Here is a 12,805-nt window from a genome sequence, read left to right as displayed (position 1 = left end):
CGCGAGCTTGTCGGGCCGCTCAGCCAGGCGCTGGAGAGCGTCTACGCGAACATAATCGCGCAGGGCACGCTGCCGCCTCCGGTGGACTGGCACCCGCCCCGGGGCGAGTGACCGCCGTCGGCCACCGATCGGCGTCCGAGTGGACCGGTGGCTGCCCGTGGGGGTGCTGGGGTCAGGCACCGATGAAGTGCTCGGCCTGGGTACGGCTGGTGTAGAGGGACCAGTAGTCGGCGGCGATCTCGTCGGGGGCCCGGTGGGGGATGCCTTCGGGGGCCTCAGCGCCAATCATGAGGTTGATGGCCACGTTGGCCGCGTAAATGCCCTTGTCGGCGAGGGTGTTGTGCAAGTTGAGTGCATAGTTGCGCTGGCCGGCCTGGGCGATGTTGATGGTGGCGAGCATGGGGTAGGGGTTGATGGCACCGCCGCCGGTGGTGAACAGCAGGGTGCCGGTACCGGCCTGGAGCATCCCGGGCAGTACCGCCTGCACGGCGGTGACCGCCCCGTACAGCAGGTTGTCGATCCCCGGACGCAGGTTGTCGATCGTCACCTCCTCGGGCGAGGTGAAGGACAGGCTGGCGTGCGGGGAGAACTCCAGGACGTCGATCTGGCCGAACCGCGTGATCGCAGCCTCCAGGGCGCTGGTGAGCTGGCCGGGGTCGGCTGCGTCGGCGGGGAAGCCCGCTGCGGTGATCCCGGCGGTGTCGAGTTCGGCGGCCAGGGCGTCGAGCTTGTCCTTGTTGCGGGAGATCAGTGCGATGTCGAAGCCGTGGGCGCCGAAGACCTTGGCGATGGACAGGCCCAGGCCCGGTCCGGCTCCGACGATGGCGATGGTGGGCATGCGGAAACTCCTTGACGGTGGGGGTGATCCGGCCGGTCGGCCGGGTGAAGAGGCGTGTGCGGGGTGAGGGGTCAGTCCTGGCCGGCCGGCAGCGTGGTACCGGGCGGTGTCCAGTCGACGGGAAGCGGCGCGTCCAGGGCGCCGAGGATGCGCTGGGAGACGGTGCCGAGCTGACGCTGCTGGGCTTTGGTCAGCGGGTCGAAGACCAGGCGGCGCACCTCCTCGACATGGCCGGGTGCCGCGGCGGCGACCTTGCCCATGCCCTCGTCGGTGAGGGTGGCCAGGGTGACGCGGCCGTCGGAGGGATCGGGGTGGCGGCGTACCCAGTCGCGCTTCTCCAGCCGGATGACCACGTTGGACAGTCTGGTGAGCGCGCTTCCGACGTACTGGGCGAGCTCGCTCATCCGCAGGGTGCGCTCCGGCGCCATCGACAGGGTGGACATCACCATGTAGTCGAAGTGGGCGATGCCCGCGTCGCGCTGCATCCGCGTTTCCAGCGCGGCCGGCAGCAGGGTCAGCACGTAGGCGAACGCGTACCACTGCTGCTGCTCATCGGCGTCGAGCCACCGCGGCCCGACAGGCTCTTCAGTCTCTTCCATACCCCTAACATACTCCAAGCGTGGACTGAAAATCCAACCCGGATACTCTTAGCTTGAATAAATCTGGCAGCATAGTCAGTCCAACCTTGAAGTCACTGCAGGGGAGAGTGGGCGCCGATGAACGTCTTGGTGCGGAGCTTTACGGGTCTGCCGGCGGTCGCGTTCCTATCGACCGGAGCGACGACGGCGGCTTGCAGTCCCGACCGGTGGGCCGTCGTAGGCCGGCAATGGGCGGAGGGCTTCCCTGCCGGGTTGGTCTCGGCGGTCGGTGCTGTGGAGGCGCTTGCTTCGGGCCGCGCTGCTTCACCTCCTCGCAGCTGCCGTGCGCCCGCAGTCCGCGATGGAGCCACCACGGACCGCGAGACGCCTGTCGTGACGGGATCAGACGGCGGCGGGCATCACCGGATCGGCGGTGCCGTCGGCGGATTCCGGCGGATCGATGGCCAGGTGCGGCAGGCGCCGGTCGAGCCAGCGCGGCAGCCACCAGTTCGCGTTGCCGAAGAGGTACATCACCGCCGGCACGAGGACGGTGCGGAGGATGAAGGCATCCAGGGCAACCGCCACGGTCAGGCCGATGCCGGGTTCGGCGACCGCTCGGGTTCCAAGGAAGGAGAAGGTCAGGAACACGCACAGCATGATCATCGCGGCGGCGGTGATGACCCGGCCGGTCTCCACCTGCCCGATGCGTACCGCGTCGGCGTTGCGGCGGTTGTGTACCCATTCTTCGTGCATCCGGCTGACCAGGAACACCTGGTAGTCCATCGACAGTCCGAACAGGAGGGCCAGTTGGAGCGGGGGCAGGAACGCCTCGACCGGTCCGGCCTTGCCCATCCCGAACGCCTCGGTGCCCCAGCCGAATTGGAAGAACGCGGTGAGCACGCCGAAGGACGCGGCGGCGCCCAGCAGGTTCATCACCGCGGCCGTGGCCGGGATCAGCAGGCTGCGGAATGCCACCACCAGCAGCAGGAAACTCAGTCCGACGATGGCCAGCAGGAACCACGGCAGTTTGCTGCCGACCACGGAGGCGAAGTCCGCGGAGGTCGCGGTCGCGCCGCCGACATAGACGTGCAGTGTGGTGCCCTGCTCGGCGGCCGGTACGACCTTCTTCCGCAGGGTGTCGATGAGGTCGACGGTCCGCTGCGCCTGCGGCGAGGTCCCAGGGGTGACCTTGATGACGTGGACATCGTGTGCAGTGGCCACCGATGTCACGGCGGCCACGTTCGCCACGTGCGGGAGCCGGGTCTCCAGCGCTTTCAGTGCGGCTTCGTCGGCATCCGAGCCGGTCTGGGCTACGACCAGCAACGGGCCGTTGAAACCGGGTCCGAAGCCCTCTGCGAGCATGTCGTATGCCTGCCGGGTGGTGCTGGACTGGGGGTCGTTGCCCTGGTCGGAGGTGCCCAGACGCAGGCTCAGCAGCGGCATCGACAGCAGCACGATGACGGCGGTCGCGACGGCGGCCATGGCTCGCGGCCGGCGCTGGACCGTCACGGTCCAGCGAGCCCACGGTCCGGCCTTCGCGGGAGTCCCGTTCACGTCCTGCTTGCCGAGGGCACGCCGCTGGCGGCGGCTGAGCACGCGCATCCCGAATATTCCGAGCAGGGCGGGCAGCAGCGTGACCGCCGCGAGGACGGTGAAGGCGACGGTGAGCACCATGGCGGCCGCGAGGCCGTTCAGGAAGTTCACGCCGAGGATCAGGATGCCCAACAGGGCGATGGCCACCGTGCCGCCGGCGAACAGCACCGCGCGGCCGGAGGTGTCCAGGGCCGTGACCGCGGATTCCTCGGGCGTCCGGCCCTTCAGCAGGCCGCTGCGGTGACGGGTGACGATGAACAGCGCGTAGTCGGTGCCCACGCCCAGGCCGATCAGCGCGCCCATGAACGGCGCGTAGCTGGTGACGTCCATCGCGTGGGTCAGCGGCGCGATCGCCAGCATGCCGCCGGCGACCCCGGCGATCGCCGTGATGATCGGCAGCAGCATCCCCAGCAACGAGCCGAACGCGATGAACAACACCACCGCCGCGGCCACGAGGCCGACTGCCGCCGTCACGCTCAGCGGGGTCTCGTCGGTCAGGGCGATGGCCTGTCCGCCGAGCTGGACGTCCAGCCCCGGCCCGCGTGCCGCCCTCGCTGCGTCCACGACCCGCTGGATGTCGGGCTTGGCCAGGTCGTCCTTCTCCTTGGTGAAGTTCACCGCGGCGTAGGCGGTGCGCCCGTCGGCGCTGATCTGCCCGGCGCCGTCCGTCGCGTACGGGCTGATGACACCGGCCACATCGGGCATCGTGGCGATCTGCTTCAGCACGCTGCTCATCCGGGCGGCGACCTGCTGGTCACGCACCGAGCCGTTCTCGACCCGCCAGACGACGGTATCGGCGTCACCGGCCTGCTCCGGGACCGCCTGGGCCAGCAGCTGCTGCGCCTTGGACGAGCCGGTGCCGGGAAGCGCGGACGAGCTCTTGTAGGTGGTGCCCGCGGCTTGGGACAGCACGCCGAGGCCGACGAGCAGCACCAGCCAGAGGCCGATGGCAGCGTATCGATGGCGAAAGCACCACCGGGCGAGGGTAGACACGAGGACTCTCCAGACGGTCGGAGCAGGAACCCTCGCATCGTTCGCCATCGCAGCGGCCCAGGTCTTCGGCCTGACGCAGCGACTTCGACCACCACGCACGCAGTGGCCGAGCCCTGTCGGCTACCGCGTCCGCAGGTGCCCACGCCGCCTGGCGCGGCATCCCCTACCGCACCCGCAGTGCCTTGCTTGCCGCCGTACCCGACGCCTGCCTACGGTGCCGAGGTGAACCTTCCTGACCTGCTGCGCAGCGGTGCCGAACGGGTTCGCCGTGCCGCGCCCATCGAGCGCGTGTGTGAGTGGACGCGGTACTGCACGCCGATACAGCGCGCCGCGACCAGTGTCGCCGTCGCCCTCGCGCTGTTCGCTGCGGCGCTCGTCATGGAATGGCAGCAGGGCCGGCCCGCACTCGGCGCCGGGCAGCTGGCCGTGACCGCGCTGGTCTACGCGAGTTTCGCGCTGGGTCCGATCCTTCGCCGGCCACCATGGCAGCTGCTGGCGGCGGTCACGGTCGGCGCGATCGTCATGACCGCCGCCGGGATCCCGCAGGCGCCGGTCGGCCTGGCCCTGGTCGTGGCGGTGTTCGCGTTCTCGCTGGGCAGCGACAAGTCTCCGGTGTGCGTCGGCACCACGGCAGCCACGGGCGCGTGGCTCCTGGCCAGGGGCGCGACGACCGGGCTGAACGCCCACAGCGGCCTGTCCGGCCTGGCGGTTGCATGGGTATGGGGCGCCGCGGCCACCGGACAGGCGATCCGCGCCGGCCACGCCCAGCGGAGCATGCTCGAAGACCGTGCCCGACGCGCCGAACAGGGACGGGAGGAAGAGGCACGCCGCCGCGTTCAGGCCGAGCGGCTCCGCATCGCCCGGGAACTGCACGACCCGGTGGGCCACCATGTCGCGCTGATCAGCGTCCAGGCCGGGGCGATGTCCTACGTCCTGGAGAGCGAACCGGACAAGGCCCGGCAGTCCCTCGCCCACATCCAGCAGGCCAGCCAATCCGCTCTGGAAGAACTGCGGCTCGCCGTCGGCCTGCTCCGCCAGCCCGGCGAACACGAACCCGTCGAACCCGCCGGCCGCCTGGGCCGGCTGGACGACCTGATCGCCTCCTTCACCGCCACCGGACTGCTGGTCGCCTGCGATGTCACCGGCCAGGCCAGGGCCCTGCCGGAGGCGGTCGACCTCACCGCCTACCGGATCGTCCAGGAATCGTTGACCAACAGCGCGAAACACGCCGCGGGAACCTCCGCCACGATCACCCTCGCCTTCCGCCCCGGGACGCTGACCGTCGCCGTCGAGGACGACGGACCACCGACGTCCCTCCCTCCGACCCATCGTCCGCCGCACGCCGAGCCCGGCGACAGCGGGCACGGCATCGTCGGCATGCGCGAGCGGGCCGCCGCCCTCGGCGGCCGACTGACCGTCGGGCCCCGTACCGGCGGCGGCTACCGAGTCCTGGCCGAACTGCCGGCACCGGCCCAGCCGACATCGCCGGGAGCGACCCAGTGAGCCGGGTACGCGTACTGCTCGCCGACGACCAGGACATCGTTCGCGCCGGACTGCGCATGATCATCGACAGCGCTCCCGACCTGCACGTGGTCGCCGAGGCCGGCACCGGCGGCGAAGCCGTCCGCCTGGCCCGCGAGTCCCGCGCCGACGTGATCCTGATGGACATCCGCATGCCCGGCCTCGACGGCCTGGCCGCCACCCGCCGCATCACCGCCGACGACGACCTCGCCGGAGTGAAGGTCCTGATCCTGACCACCTTCGAGGTCGACGAATACGTCTTCGAAGCGCTGCGCTCCGGCGCCAGCGGCTTCCTCGGCAAGGGAACACGCCCCGAAGCACTCATCGAGGCGATCCGCACCGTCGCCCGCGGCGAAACCCTGCTGTCACCGGCCGCGACCCGCGGCCTGATCGCCCGCTACCTCACCCTCGACAAACCCCGCCCCGGACCGGCCGCGAATCCCCGACTCCTGGAGGGCCTGACCGAACGCGAACGCGAAATCGTCGCCCTGATCGCCACCGGCATGTCCAACACGGAGATCGCCGAACAACTCACCCTGAGCCCACTGACGGTCAAGACCCACGCCAACCACGCAATGACCAAGCTAGGCGCCCGCGACCGAGCGCAACTCGTCGTTCTCGCCTACCAGGCAGGTCTACGTCCCGCCTAGAACCTGATCTCCGCACACGGGTGCGCGGCACGGTCCGGCGTGAGCGCGTTGGAAGGACAACTGGCCGTGCTGGCAGCCAAGTTCGGGGCGATTCCGCCGTACCTCACCGAGCGGCCCGGACTCGCGCAGCAGCCCGTAGCCGGCCTTCACCATCAGGGCGACATCCGGAGACGTTCCTGCCCGGATGGGGCGGGCTGGCGATCGTGGTGCATGTGGCGGCCGCCGGGCTCGGCGCGACGGAACAGCGCTGCCTTCTCGGCGACCTCGGCCTCCCTGCGCGCCGACCCGATCCGCTGCAGCATCCTGCTCGCCCTCCGCGAGGCCCCCGCACACCCGGCCGACCTGGCCGACTTGGCCGACCGACTGGAGATCTCCCGCACCTGGCTCTCCAACCACCTGGCCTGCCGGCGCGACTGCGGCATCGTCGTCGCCGTCCCCGAAGGCCGCCGCACACGCTACGAACTGGCCGACGCCCGCCTCGGGCACGCCCTCGACGAGCTGCGCGGCGTGGTCCTCGCCGTCGCAGCCGACCGCACCTGCACGGACGCCGAGGAGAAGGGCTGCTGCTGATGACGACGCTCTCCCTCGGCCCCACCCCGACCCGCCGCGCCCAACTCACCCGCCGCATACGCCTGCTGGTCGCCGCCACCATCGCCTACAACGTCATCGAGGCGATCGCCGCCCTCACCGCCGGCACCCTCGCCTCCTCCACCGCCCTGATCGGCTTCGGCCTCGACTCGGTCATCGAAGTCTCCTCCGCCGCAGCTGTGGCCTGGCAGTTCTCCGCCACCGACCACACCGTCCGCGAAGCCCGCGAGAAGACCACGCTCCGCATCATCGCGCTGTCCTTCTTCACCCTCGCCGCCTACGTCACCATCGACTCCGTACGCGCCCTGACCGGCACCGGCGAGGCCCAGCACTCCACCCCGGGCATCGTCCTGGCCACCCTCTCCCTGGCGGTCATGCCGTTCCTGTCCGCCGCCCAGCGCCGCGCCGGCCGCGAACTCGGCTCCGCCTCAGCCGTCGCCGACTCCAAGCAGACCCTGCTGTGCACCTATCTCTCGGCCGTCCTGCTGGTCGGCCTGCTTGCCCAACTCCCTGCTCGGCTGGAGCTGGGCCGACCCGATCGCCGCCCTGACCATCGCCGTCGTCGCGGTCAAGGAAGGCCGCGAGGCATGGCGAGGCGACACCTGCTGCGCGGTTCCGATCGAGGGGATCGCCGAGGCCGAGGAACATGGCGGCAGCGGCCCGGCCTGCTCCTGCTGCTGACCGGTTGGGCAGGCTCGTCCCGGCTGGCACCGGAGGGTGATCCGAGAGGCCGGATCTCGATGGCCAGGGCGCCCAGGGCTTCCTTCTCTGCTGGGTAGACGGACCGGATGTTGGCGAGTTGCTCGCCACAGGTGTCGGAGTATGCGTACGTGGATTGTCCCCTCGAAGTGTCAGTGCGGCCCGGTAGGTTCTGCTGGGGCACGTCACCACGAACGGGGAGATATCTCGATCATGTACGACGCCGAATTAATGGCAGTGGCCACTGGCGCAGCCGGCACGCTCGTTGCGGCCATCGCCACGTCGGGTGCCGAGCAGATACGCCAGAAGGTCGCGCACTTCTTTCGCCGGGCCACTCCGGACCAGCAAAGGGCGGCTGCTCAGGCGGTGGATGACACCGCTGCGGCTCTCGCCTCGCCCTCGCCGGAGGCCCGGGCACTCGCGGCGACCGCCTGGACGCAACTCATCGCTCGGTACATTGACGAGCACCGCGACTCCATGAACGAGGTCGGCGAACTCGCAGTGGCCGCCCCACCCGCCTCGAAGGTATGGAACCAGCACAACACCGGAACGGGAACGTTTATCGGTGGTGACGTTCACGGTGGCATGACCGTCAACTACGGCGGGGCGTCAGATGGCGGACACTGAGCACCGGGAGCAGCACAACCACGGATCCGGCACCTTTGTGGGCGGTGATGTCCACGGCGGCCTATGGCAGGTCTTCGTCCCTCCCTACGGGAAGAGGGCGTCCACCAATCCAGCTCCCGCTAAGCGACAGCCCGAGCAGGACGACGAGGAGACGGATGACTACGAGGGCATCCTGGAGTCTCTGATCGGGTCTGCATGGCTCGGCGCTACGGCTGGTCTGGCCGTCGTGTATTCGGTCATGGGCTGGCCTTGGACCGACGATGCACCGACTCCGGGTATTCCAGCGCGTATCGGCGGAGGGCTCATTGCCTTCTATGGATGCTTGGCCGCTGTGGCCGCCGTCTTTGCCCGTCTCGCTCAGGTCTTCGAGGTCTGGTCCGAACAATGTGCCATCACGGCTGTACAGAGCCGAGGTCGGTGGGTTGCCAGGCCCCCTGCATCAATGTCCGGGGTCACGGCTGCATTGACAGCAGCGGCAGCTGTTGTAGCCGAGCTGCTGGCGTCTCTGTACGGCTGGTCTTCTTTCGGCAGCAAAGTATCGCAACGCGCGCGTCTAGCCCGCCGTAACGCAGCTGGCAACGCGAAGTCGGCTCGCGCCGCGACGAGGAGACCCAAGGCATAGTCATGCCATCACGGCGACGACTTACGAGGCTGGGTGCAAGGGTCGGAAAGGTCATCCTAGGCTCTGGTCATGACTACGACACCAGCGAACCCGCAGGGCGAGGAAGCGGCCTTGGAGCTGCTGAACAGCGAGCTGGCGTCGAGGCTGACCCGGCAGTCGGACTCCTTGGCGAAGATTGACACGAAGGCCGTGTTCCTGATCGGGTTCGCCGCGACTGCTGCCCAGTTCCTGGCGACGCATAAACACCAGCCCGTTTTGACCTACTTGGCCTTCGCCGCGTACGCGCTCGCTCTGGCGGCTGGCATGCAGACCATTCGGGTAGCTGACCACAGGGATCTCGAACCGCGTCCGATGTTGGATGCCTATGCCGCTTCGCCCAAGAACCAAGTGCTCGCAGCGTTGACTGCTGCCCGTGTGGTGATCTTCGAGAGGAATCAGGAACGGGAGCGGCAGAAGGCCAAGTGGTGGACGACCAGCCTGTGGTCGCTTGCTGCCGGGCTCGTGCTGTCCACGGCGGCACTCGTGATGCACGATTGAACCCATGAGCGACGACCAGAATGCGGGAGCTGGGCAGACGTCTCCCCCTCCGGCACCAGCACCAACGGTTCCGCCGTCGGCGCAACCGCAGCCGAGCTTCACTGACACCCACTTCAACCCTGCTCTGGTGGGGACCGAGAAGAAGAACGACAACCCCGCCCTCAACAAGGCGGTTCAACCCCCTGGTGCCGCGGAGGAGCGCTGACAGCAGGGCGTATCGGAACGGTTGCCGGTACGCCCTGTTTGCTGCGTGGCCCAGAGCTTCGTACAGGGTGGTCTGGCCACTCGGGACGCTTTCGTAGCCCCAAGGTGCTGCGCTGCTCCGCGCCGGAGCCCGGCCCGCTCTGACAAGGCCGGGATGTCCGCTCCCTCAGCTCCAACCCCATGATCTGGGGCATGTCCTCGGGCCGGTCTCGGTTGGCCGGCGCATCGGTGCGTTCCACCAGCAGCTGGAGCACCCGCCGCACGGTCGCGTCGGTGATGTCGAGCTTGGGTACGTATGCGAGGGCATCCCTGTTCCCTGCGGCGTTTGCCCTCCTAGATGTTCGTGCGTCCGCCGAAGTACTCGGGGACCTTGGCGTTGAGGGTCTGCTCGACCTCTTGGTATGCGCTGAAGTGGGACAGCGGGGTGTTGTGGAGAGCAAACCGAAGGTCCCTGACTAGGTCCTTCAAGGTCACCTCCTTGCCGGGCTGGGGAGTGTGACGGCGTGCTTCGCCCCCGTCGCTTCTCCTCGCCGCCGCCGTCATTGTCGAGGTTGACGGCGCCTGGGTCGAGCAGGGCGGCCCCTCGGAAACTGGCAGTCGGCCCATTTCACAAGTTCCGATAACCGGAACTATCAGTAACGGCCATGGGGACTGCTTCTTAAGGGAGTTGAGTCAGCGGTTACGGGAGTACGCGATGCGCGGGTCGACCGGCCGGGCTGCCGGAGCGGACGTGGCGGGAGCGGGAGCCGGCACCTTGCCCGGGAGATCGGCGCGGGCTGGGCTGGCGGCGAGCGCGGCGGCGCTGATGGGGAACGCGTGGGTGATGAAGCCCTGACTACGCTCGTGGTGCGCGGTCGTCGCGGGTGCAGGGGAGTGGCGTGCTGCTACGTCCTGGGCGAGGAGGGGCTGTACCGCGACCTGGAGATCGGATCGGCGCATCGACAGCGTGGCGTGGGCGACCTTGCCCAGGGCCTCGTTGCGGTCGATGGTGATGGGCAGCGTGTAGATGTCCAGGCTCGGGTTATGCCGCCAGCCGTGTCCTTCTAGGACGAGTCGGCCGTCGAGCGCGGAGGAGTGGTCGCTGGTGGCCGCGACGATGCCGAGCTGCGGATGTTCAGCGAACGCGACGTCTGGTTCTACGCGTGGGGGCCGGGCACGGGCGGGAGTCGCACCGGAGGCCAGTGAGGGGTCGAACGCGGCGTCCGCGTCGACCTGGTAGCCGGCCTTGCGCAGCAGCGCGACAGCCCGGGTGGCACGGCCCTGTCCGTCACGCTGCTGGTCGGCCAGTGCGTACAGCGCCGGGTGGCCCGGGACGGGGTGGAAGTCGAATCCCCTCAACACCCAGGTGCCGGCGGCGAGTTGTTTTGGGTTCGTGGCGACGATGCCGTGGGCGGGGTGGTGGCCGACTGTGATGTCGGGAAGCGAGTCGTGATCGGGGGCGGGCATGGCTGATCCATCCGGTGTGGGCTTGGGGAGAGGGGCGGTCGAAGGCCGGGATGGTTCTGCTGGCGCGGGACATGGCGCACTCCGAGGCGGGAAGAGGTCAGCGACCGGGGGCGGACGAGGGTTGGGCGGACGGCAGCGCGGGCCGTACGGCCGACGCCGCCGGCAGTTGTGTGGGGACCGTGCGCTGGGCGGTCGGCGAGAGCGCGAGAGCAGCACTCACCCGCGGCGAGGCCGTGGCCGGCCGTGCAGGCATGCCGAGCTGATCCAGACGCGCGTCGATGGCGGCGAGCAGACTCGGCACACTTCCCCCGTGCCGGGCGTGGGGGCCGTCGGGTTCCGAGTCGTAGATCACTTCGTGTATCGCGGAGTTGTCAGGATGCCCGCGGGTCACCAGCCAGCTCTCGGGGTGCCCGGGTGGGTGGTCGGGCGACGGTTCCTGGGGCGGCGAGATGATCAGCGTGCTGCCGTCGGGGAGCACGGCGTGGACGATGTAGTCGCTGAGGCCGTACTCGACGGTGCACTCCAGGCCGCGTTGCCGAAGGGGAACGGTGAGGTGGCTGTATCCGTGCTCCCGTTCCGAGGCGTCGGCAGCGGTTTGCCGGGGGAGGGGTTCGCTGATGCGCATCGGTGATGCGTGTGCCCTTCTGGTGGTGGAGGGCGGCCGGGGCCTGATCGGGGTGCACTGGGTTTCTCCGTGGCCGGGTGTCCCAGCGGTTGACGGCGCGAGCCACACGCGGGGGACTGGCAGGGGCAGTGGCATTCGGTGAGGATCCGGCGATCGGCCAGTGTGGCCGTTTCGGAAGCCGGTGCAGGAGGTGTCACCGGGAACGACGTGGGGCCGGCGGATTCGACAATGGCGGTGCCGGAGGTGAAACGGGCGGTACCCCTCGGCTGCCGGAGGCGGATCGAGCGAGGGCCACCTGGGCGCGTTCGGTCTGCGAGGGCTGGTCGGGATCCACCCGGTTGACCAGGTAGTCGGCCGCTCGGGCAAGCGCCGAGCCTTGGAACGACAACTCGTCCGCGTAGTGCCAGCCTTCGGAGTTACGGATCTCCAGTGCTCGGGTCTCGTAGAGCTCCCGCGAACCGGGCATGGAGCCCTCCATGAGCGCGAGGACCTGATCCCACTCGAGCTGGATCTGGCCCGCTCGTTCCAGGGTGGTGTCGATTCCGCGCAGCTGCCGCAGGTCTTCGCTGACCGGCCCCTCGACGTAGTCGGCACCACCGGCAGTGGCGCGGACCCCGGCCAGCACCTCGGGGCCGTGGTCGAGGAAGACTTCGACGTGTTTCCACGCTGCGGCGTCGCGCTTCACCTTCCCGTCCGCATAACCCTTCTCATCGATGGGCCAGCCGCCGAGGTCGCAGAAGGAGTCCGAGACCGCGTCCCAGGCATCGGACGCCTGCCTGATGCCGGCGGCGGCGGAAGCCAGAGTGGGGATGTGCTGCCGCCACGCCAGGTGATCGGTGGTCGCCGCTGGCCGGCCCTCACGGGGCTCGGGGGAGCTGGGCGAAGTGGGCATGGTTGGTCCTCGGGATGTGTGCTGGTGCTCACCGCGAACGCGGCAGCGAACGTACGGAGGGCGGCGGAAGGGGGGGGCAGGAGCGTCGCTCTGGAGGCCGACGGAAGTCCCTCGGGCTGACACGATGGGGGAGATGCGGGTCGCTGCTGCCGCTCGATGCGAGCGGGAGTGGATTTCGTGGCCCATGTCCTCCCCCACGAGATACAGCTCCTCGCCGAGATCGGCCAGACGGTCGGTGAGGGCGTCCAGCTCCAAGGCGCTGCTTCGGGCGCCGTGGGCGCGGCACCACTGGGAGGCGGTTTCGAGCATCTGGTGCAGCCGGGCCGCCGCGCCGCGATCCTGCGTGACTGCCTCGTGGAACAGCTCGGCGAACTCCTCGGATCGGGCGACAG

13 protein-coding genes and 1 pseudogene are annotated in these 12,805 nt (G+C 69.3%); 7 read left to right on the top strand and 7 right to left on the bottom strand.

What is annotated here, in order from left to right:
* Positions 1-172: 172 nt before the first annotated feature.
* The 3 genes from KVT45_RS39075 to KVT45_RS39065 all read right to left on the bottom strand — a co-directional run bounded on the left by KVT45_RS39075 (position 173) and on the right by KVT45_RS39065 (position 4,002).
* Positions 173-838: an SDR family oxidoreductase gene (locus tag KVT45_RS39075; RefSeq protein WP_217554055.1), complete on the bottom strand. Its 666-nt coding sequence runs from the start codon at positions 836-838 to the stop codon at positions 173-175.
* 71 nt (positions 839-909) lie between these two features.
* Positions 910-1,437 carry a MarR family winged helix-turn-helix transcriptional regulator gene (locus KVT45_RS39070; RefSeq protein ID WP_217554054.1) on the bottom strand — a complete coding sequence of 176 codons (528 nt, stop codon included), beginning with the start codon at positions 1,435-1,437 and terminating at the stop codon, positions 910-912.
* Between the two features lie 381 nt (positions 1,438-1,818).
* On the bottom strand, positions 1,819-4,002 hold the full coding sequence (locus tag KVT45_RS39065; RefSeq protein ID WP_217554053.1) for an MMPL family transporter: 2,184 nt from the start codon (positions 4,000-4,002) through the stop codon (positions 1,819-1,821).
* Positions 4,003-4,224: 222 nt separating this feature from the next.
* Here KVT45_RS39065 and KVT45_RS58205 point away from each other — a divergent pair, with 222 nt between their 5' ends.
* From KVT45_RS58205 to KVT45_RS39030, 7 genes and pseudogenes are all read left to right on the top strand, one after another.
* Positions 4,225-5,505, top strand: coding sequence for a sensor histidine kinase (locus tag KVT45_RS58205; RefSeq protein WP_217554052.1), 1,281 nt, complete (start codon positions 4,225-4,227; stop codon positions 5,503-5,505).
* A gap of 56 nt (positions 5,506-5,561) precedes the next feature.
* Positions 5,562-6,173, top strand: coding sequence for a response regulator transcription factor (locus tag KVT45_RS39055; RefSeq protein WP_254648007.1), 612 nt, complete (start codon positions 5,562-5,564; stop codon positions 6,171-6,173).
* A gap of 210 nt (positions 6,174-6,383) precedes the next feature.
* Positions 6,384-6,743: a helix-turn-helix transcriptional regulator gene (locus tag KVT45_RS39050; RefSeq protein WP_217554062.1), complete on the top strand. Its 360-nt coding sequence runs from the start codon at positions 6,384-6,386 to the stop codon at positions 6,741-6,743.
* Positions 6,743-7,442, top strand: a pseudogene (locus KVT45_RS39045) (cation transporter). Before KVT45_RS39050 ends, KVT45_RS39045 begins: the two are co-directional and overlap by 1 nt.
* Positions 7,443-7,673: 231 nt before the next feature.
* On the top strand, positions 7,674-8,087 hold the full coding sequence (locus KVT45_RS39040; RefSeq protein WP_217554049.1) for a hypothetical protein: 414 nt from the start codon (positions 7,674-7,676) through the stop codon (positions 8,085-8,087).
* Positions 8,088-8,778: 691 nt separating this feature from the next.
* The gene (locus KVT45_RS39035; RefSeq protein WP_217554048.1) at positions 8,779-9,246 is read left to right on the top strand and encodes a hypothetical protein; all 468 of its coding nucleotides are present in this window, start codon (positions 8,779-8,781) and stop codon (positions 9,244-9,246) included.
* Positions 9,247-9,250: 4 nt separating this feature from the next.
* Positions 9,251-9,451: a hypothetical protein gene (locus KVT45_RS39030; protein WP_217554047.1), complete on the top strand. Its 201-nt coding sequence runs from the start codon at positions 9,251-9,253 to the stop codon at positions 9,449-9,451.
* Between the two features lie 332 nt (positions 9,452-9,783).
* Here the strand turns inward: KVT45_RS39030 and KVT45_RS57840 are convergent, their stop codons facing one another.
* The 4 genes from KVT45_RS57840 to KVT45_RS39015 all read right to left on the bottom strand — a co-directional run bounded on the left by KVT45_RS57840 (position 9,784) and on the right by KVT45_RS39015 (position 12,413).
* The gene (locus tag KVT45_RS57840; RefSeq protein WP_302832622.1) at positions 9,784-9,918 is read right to left on the bottom strand and encodes a hypothetical protein; all 135 of its coding nucleotides are present in this window, start codon (positions 9,916-9,918) and stop codon (positions 9,784-9,786) included.
* Between the two features lie 204 nt (positions 9,919-10,122).
* Positions 10,123-10,896, bottom strand: a complete 774-nt coding sequence (locus KVT45_RS39025; RefSeq protein WP_217554046.1) for a hypothetical protein — start codon at positions 10,894-10,896, stop codon at positions 10,123-10,125.
* 97 nt (positions 10,897-10,993) lie between these two features.
* A complete protein-coding gene (locus KVT45_RS39020; protein ID WP_217554045.1) occupies positions 10,994-11,521 on the bottom strand; it encodes a hypothetical protein in 528 nt (175 codons plus the stop codon).
* A gap of 193 nt (positions 11,522-11,714) precedes the next feature.
* A complete protein-coding gene (locus KVT45_RS39015) occupies positions 11,715-12,413 on the bottom strand; it encodes a hypothetical protein (protein WP_254647994.1) in 699 nt (232 codons plus the stop codon).
* Positions 12,414-12,805 lie beyond the last annotated feature (392 nt).

It is taken from the genome of Streptomyces sp. GbtcB6 (assembly GCF_019091475.1).
Taxonomy (GTDB): domain Bacteria; phylum Actinomycetota; class Actinomycetes; order Streptomycetales; family Streptomycetaceae; genus Streptomyces; species Streptomyces hyaluromycini.
The sequence above is the reverse complement of the archived record's forward strand: the minus strand, read 5'-3'. Positions and strand labels throughout refer to the sequence as shown.

Excerpts from the sequence above, each read along its gene's own strand:
- KVT45_RS39050 (WP_217554062.1), top strand. The coding sequence starts at position 6,384 with ATGTGGCGGCCGCCGGGCTCGGCGCGACGGAACAGCGCTGCCTTCTCG.
- KVT45_RS39075 (WP_217554055.1), bottom strand. The coding sequence starts at position 838 with ATGCCCACCATCGCCATCGTCGGAGCCGGACCGGGCCTGGGCCTGTCC.
- KVT45_RS39040 (WP_217554049.1), top strand. The coding sequence starts at position 7,674 with ATGTACGACGCCGAATTAATGGCAGTGGCCACTGGCGCAGCCGGCACG.
- KVT45_RS39030 (WP_217554047.1), top strand. The coding sequence starts at position 9,251 with ATGAGCGACGACCAGAATGCGGGAGCTGGGCAGACGTCTCCCCCTCCG.
- KVT45_RS39035 (WP_217554048.1), top strand. The coding sequence starts at position 8,779 with ATGACTACGACACCAGCGAACCCGCAGGGCGAGGAAGCGGCCTTGGAG.
- KVT45_RS39015 (WP_254647994.1), bottom strand. The coding sequence starts at position 12,413 with ATGCCCACTTCGCCCAGCTCCCCCGAGCCCCGTGAGGGCCGGCCAGCG.
- KVT45_RS39070 (WP_217554054.1), bottom strand. The coding sequence starts at position 1,437 with ATGGAAGAGACTGAAGAGCCTGTCGGGCCGCGGTGGCTCGACGCCGAT.
- KVT45_RS39055 (WP_254648007.1), top strand. The coding sequence starts at position 5,562 with ATGATCATCGACAGCGCTCCCGACCTGCACGTGGTCGCCGAGGCCGGC.
- KVT45_RS39020 (WP_217554045.1), bottom strand. The coding sequence starts at position 11,521 with ATGCGCATCAGCGAACCCCTCCCCCGGCAAACCGCTGCCGACGCCTCG.
- KVT45_RS39025 (WP_217554046.1), bottom strand. The coding sequence starts at position 10,896 with ATGCCCGCCCCCGATCACGACTCGCTTCCCGACATCACAGTCGGCCAC.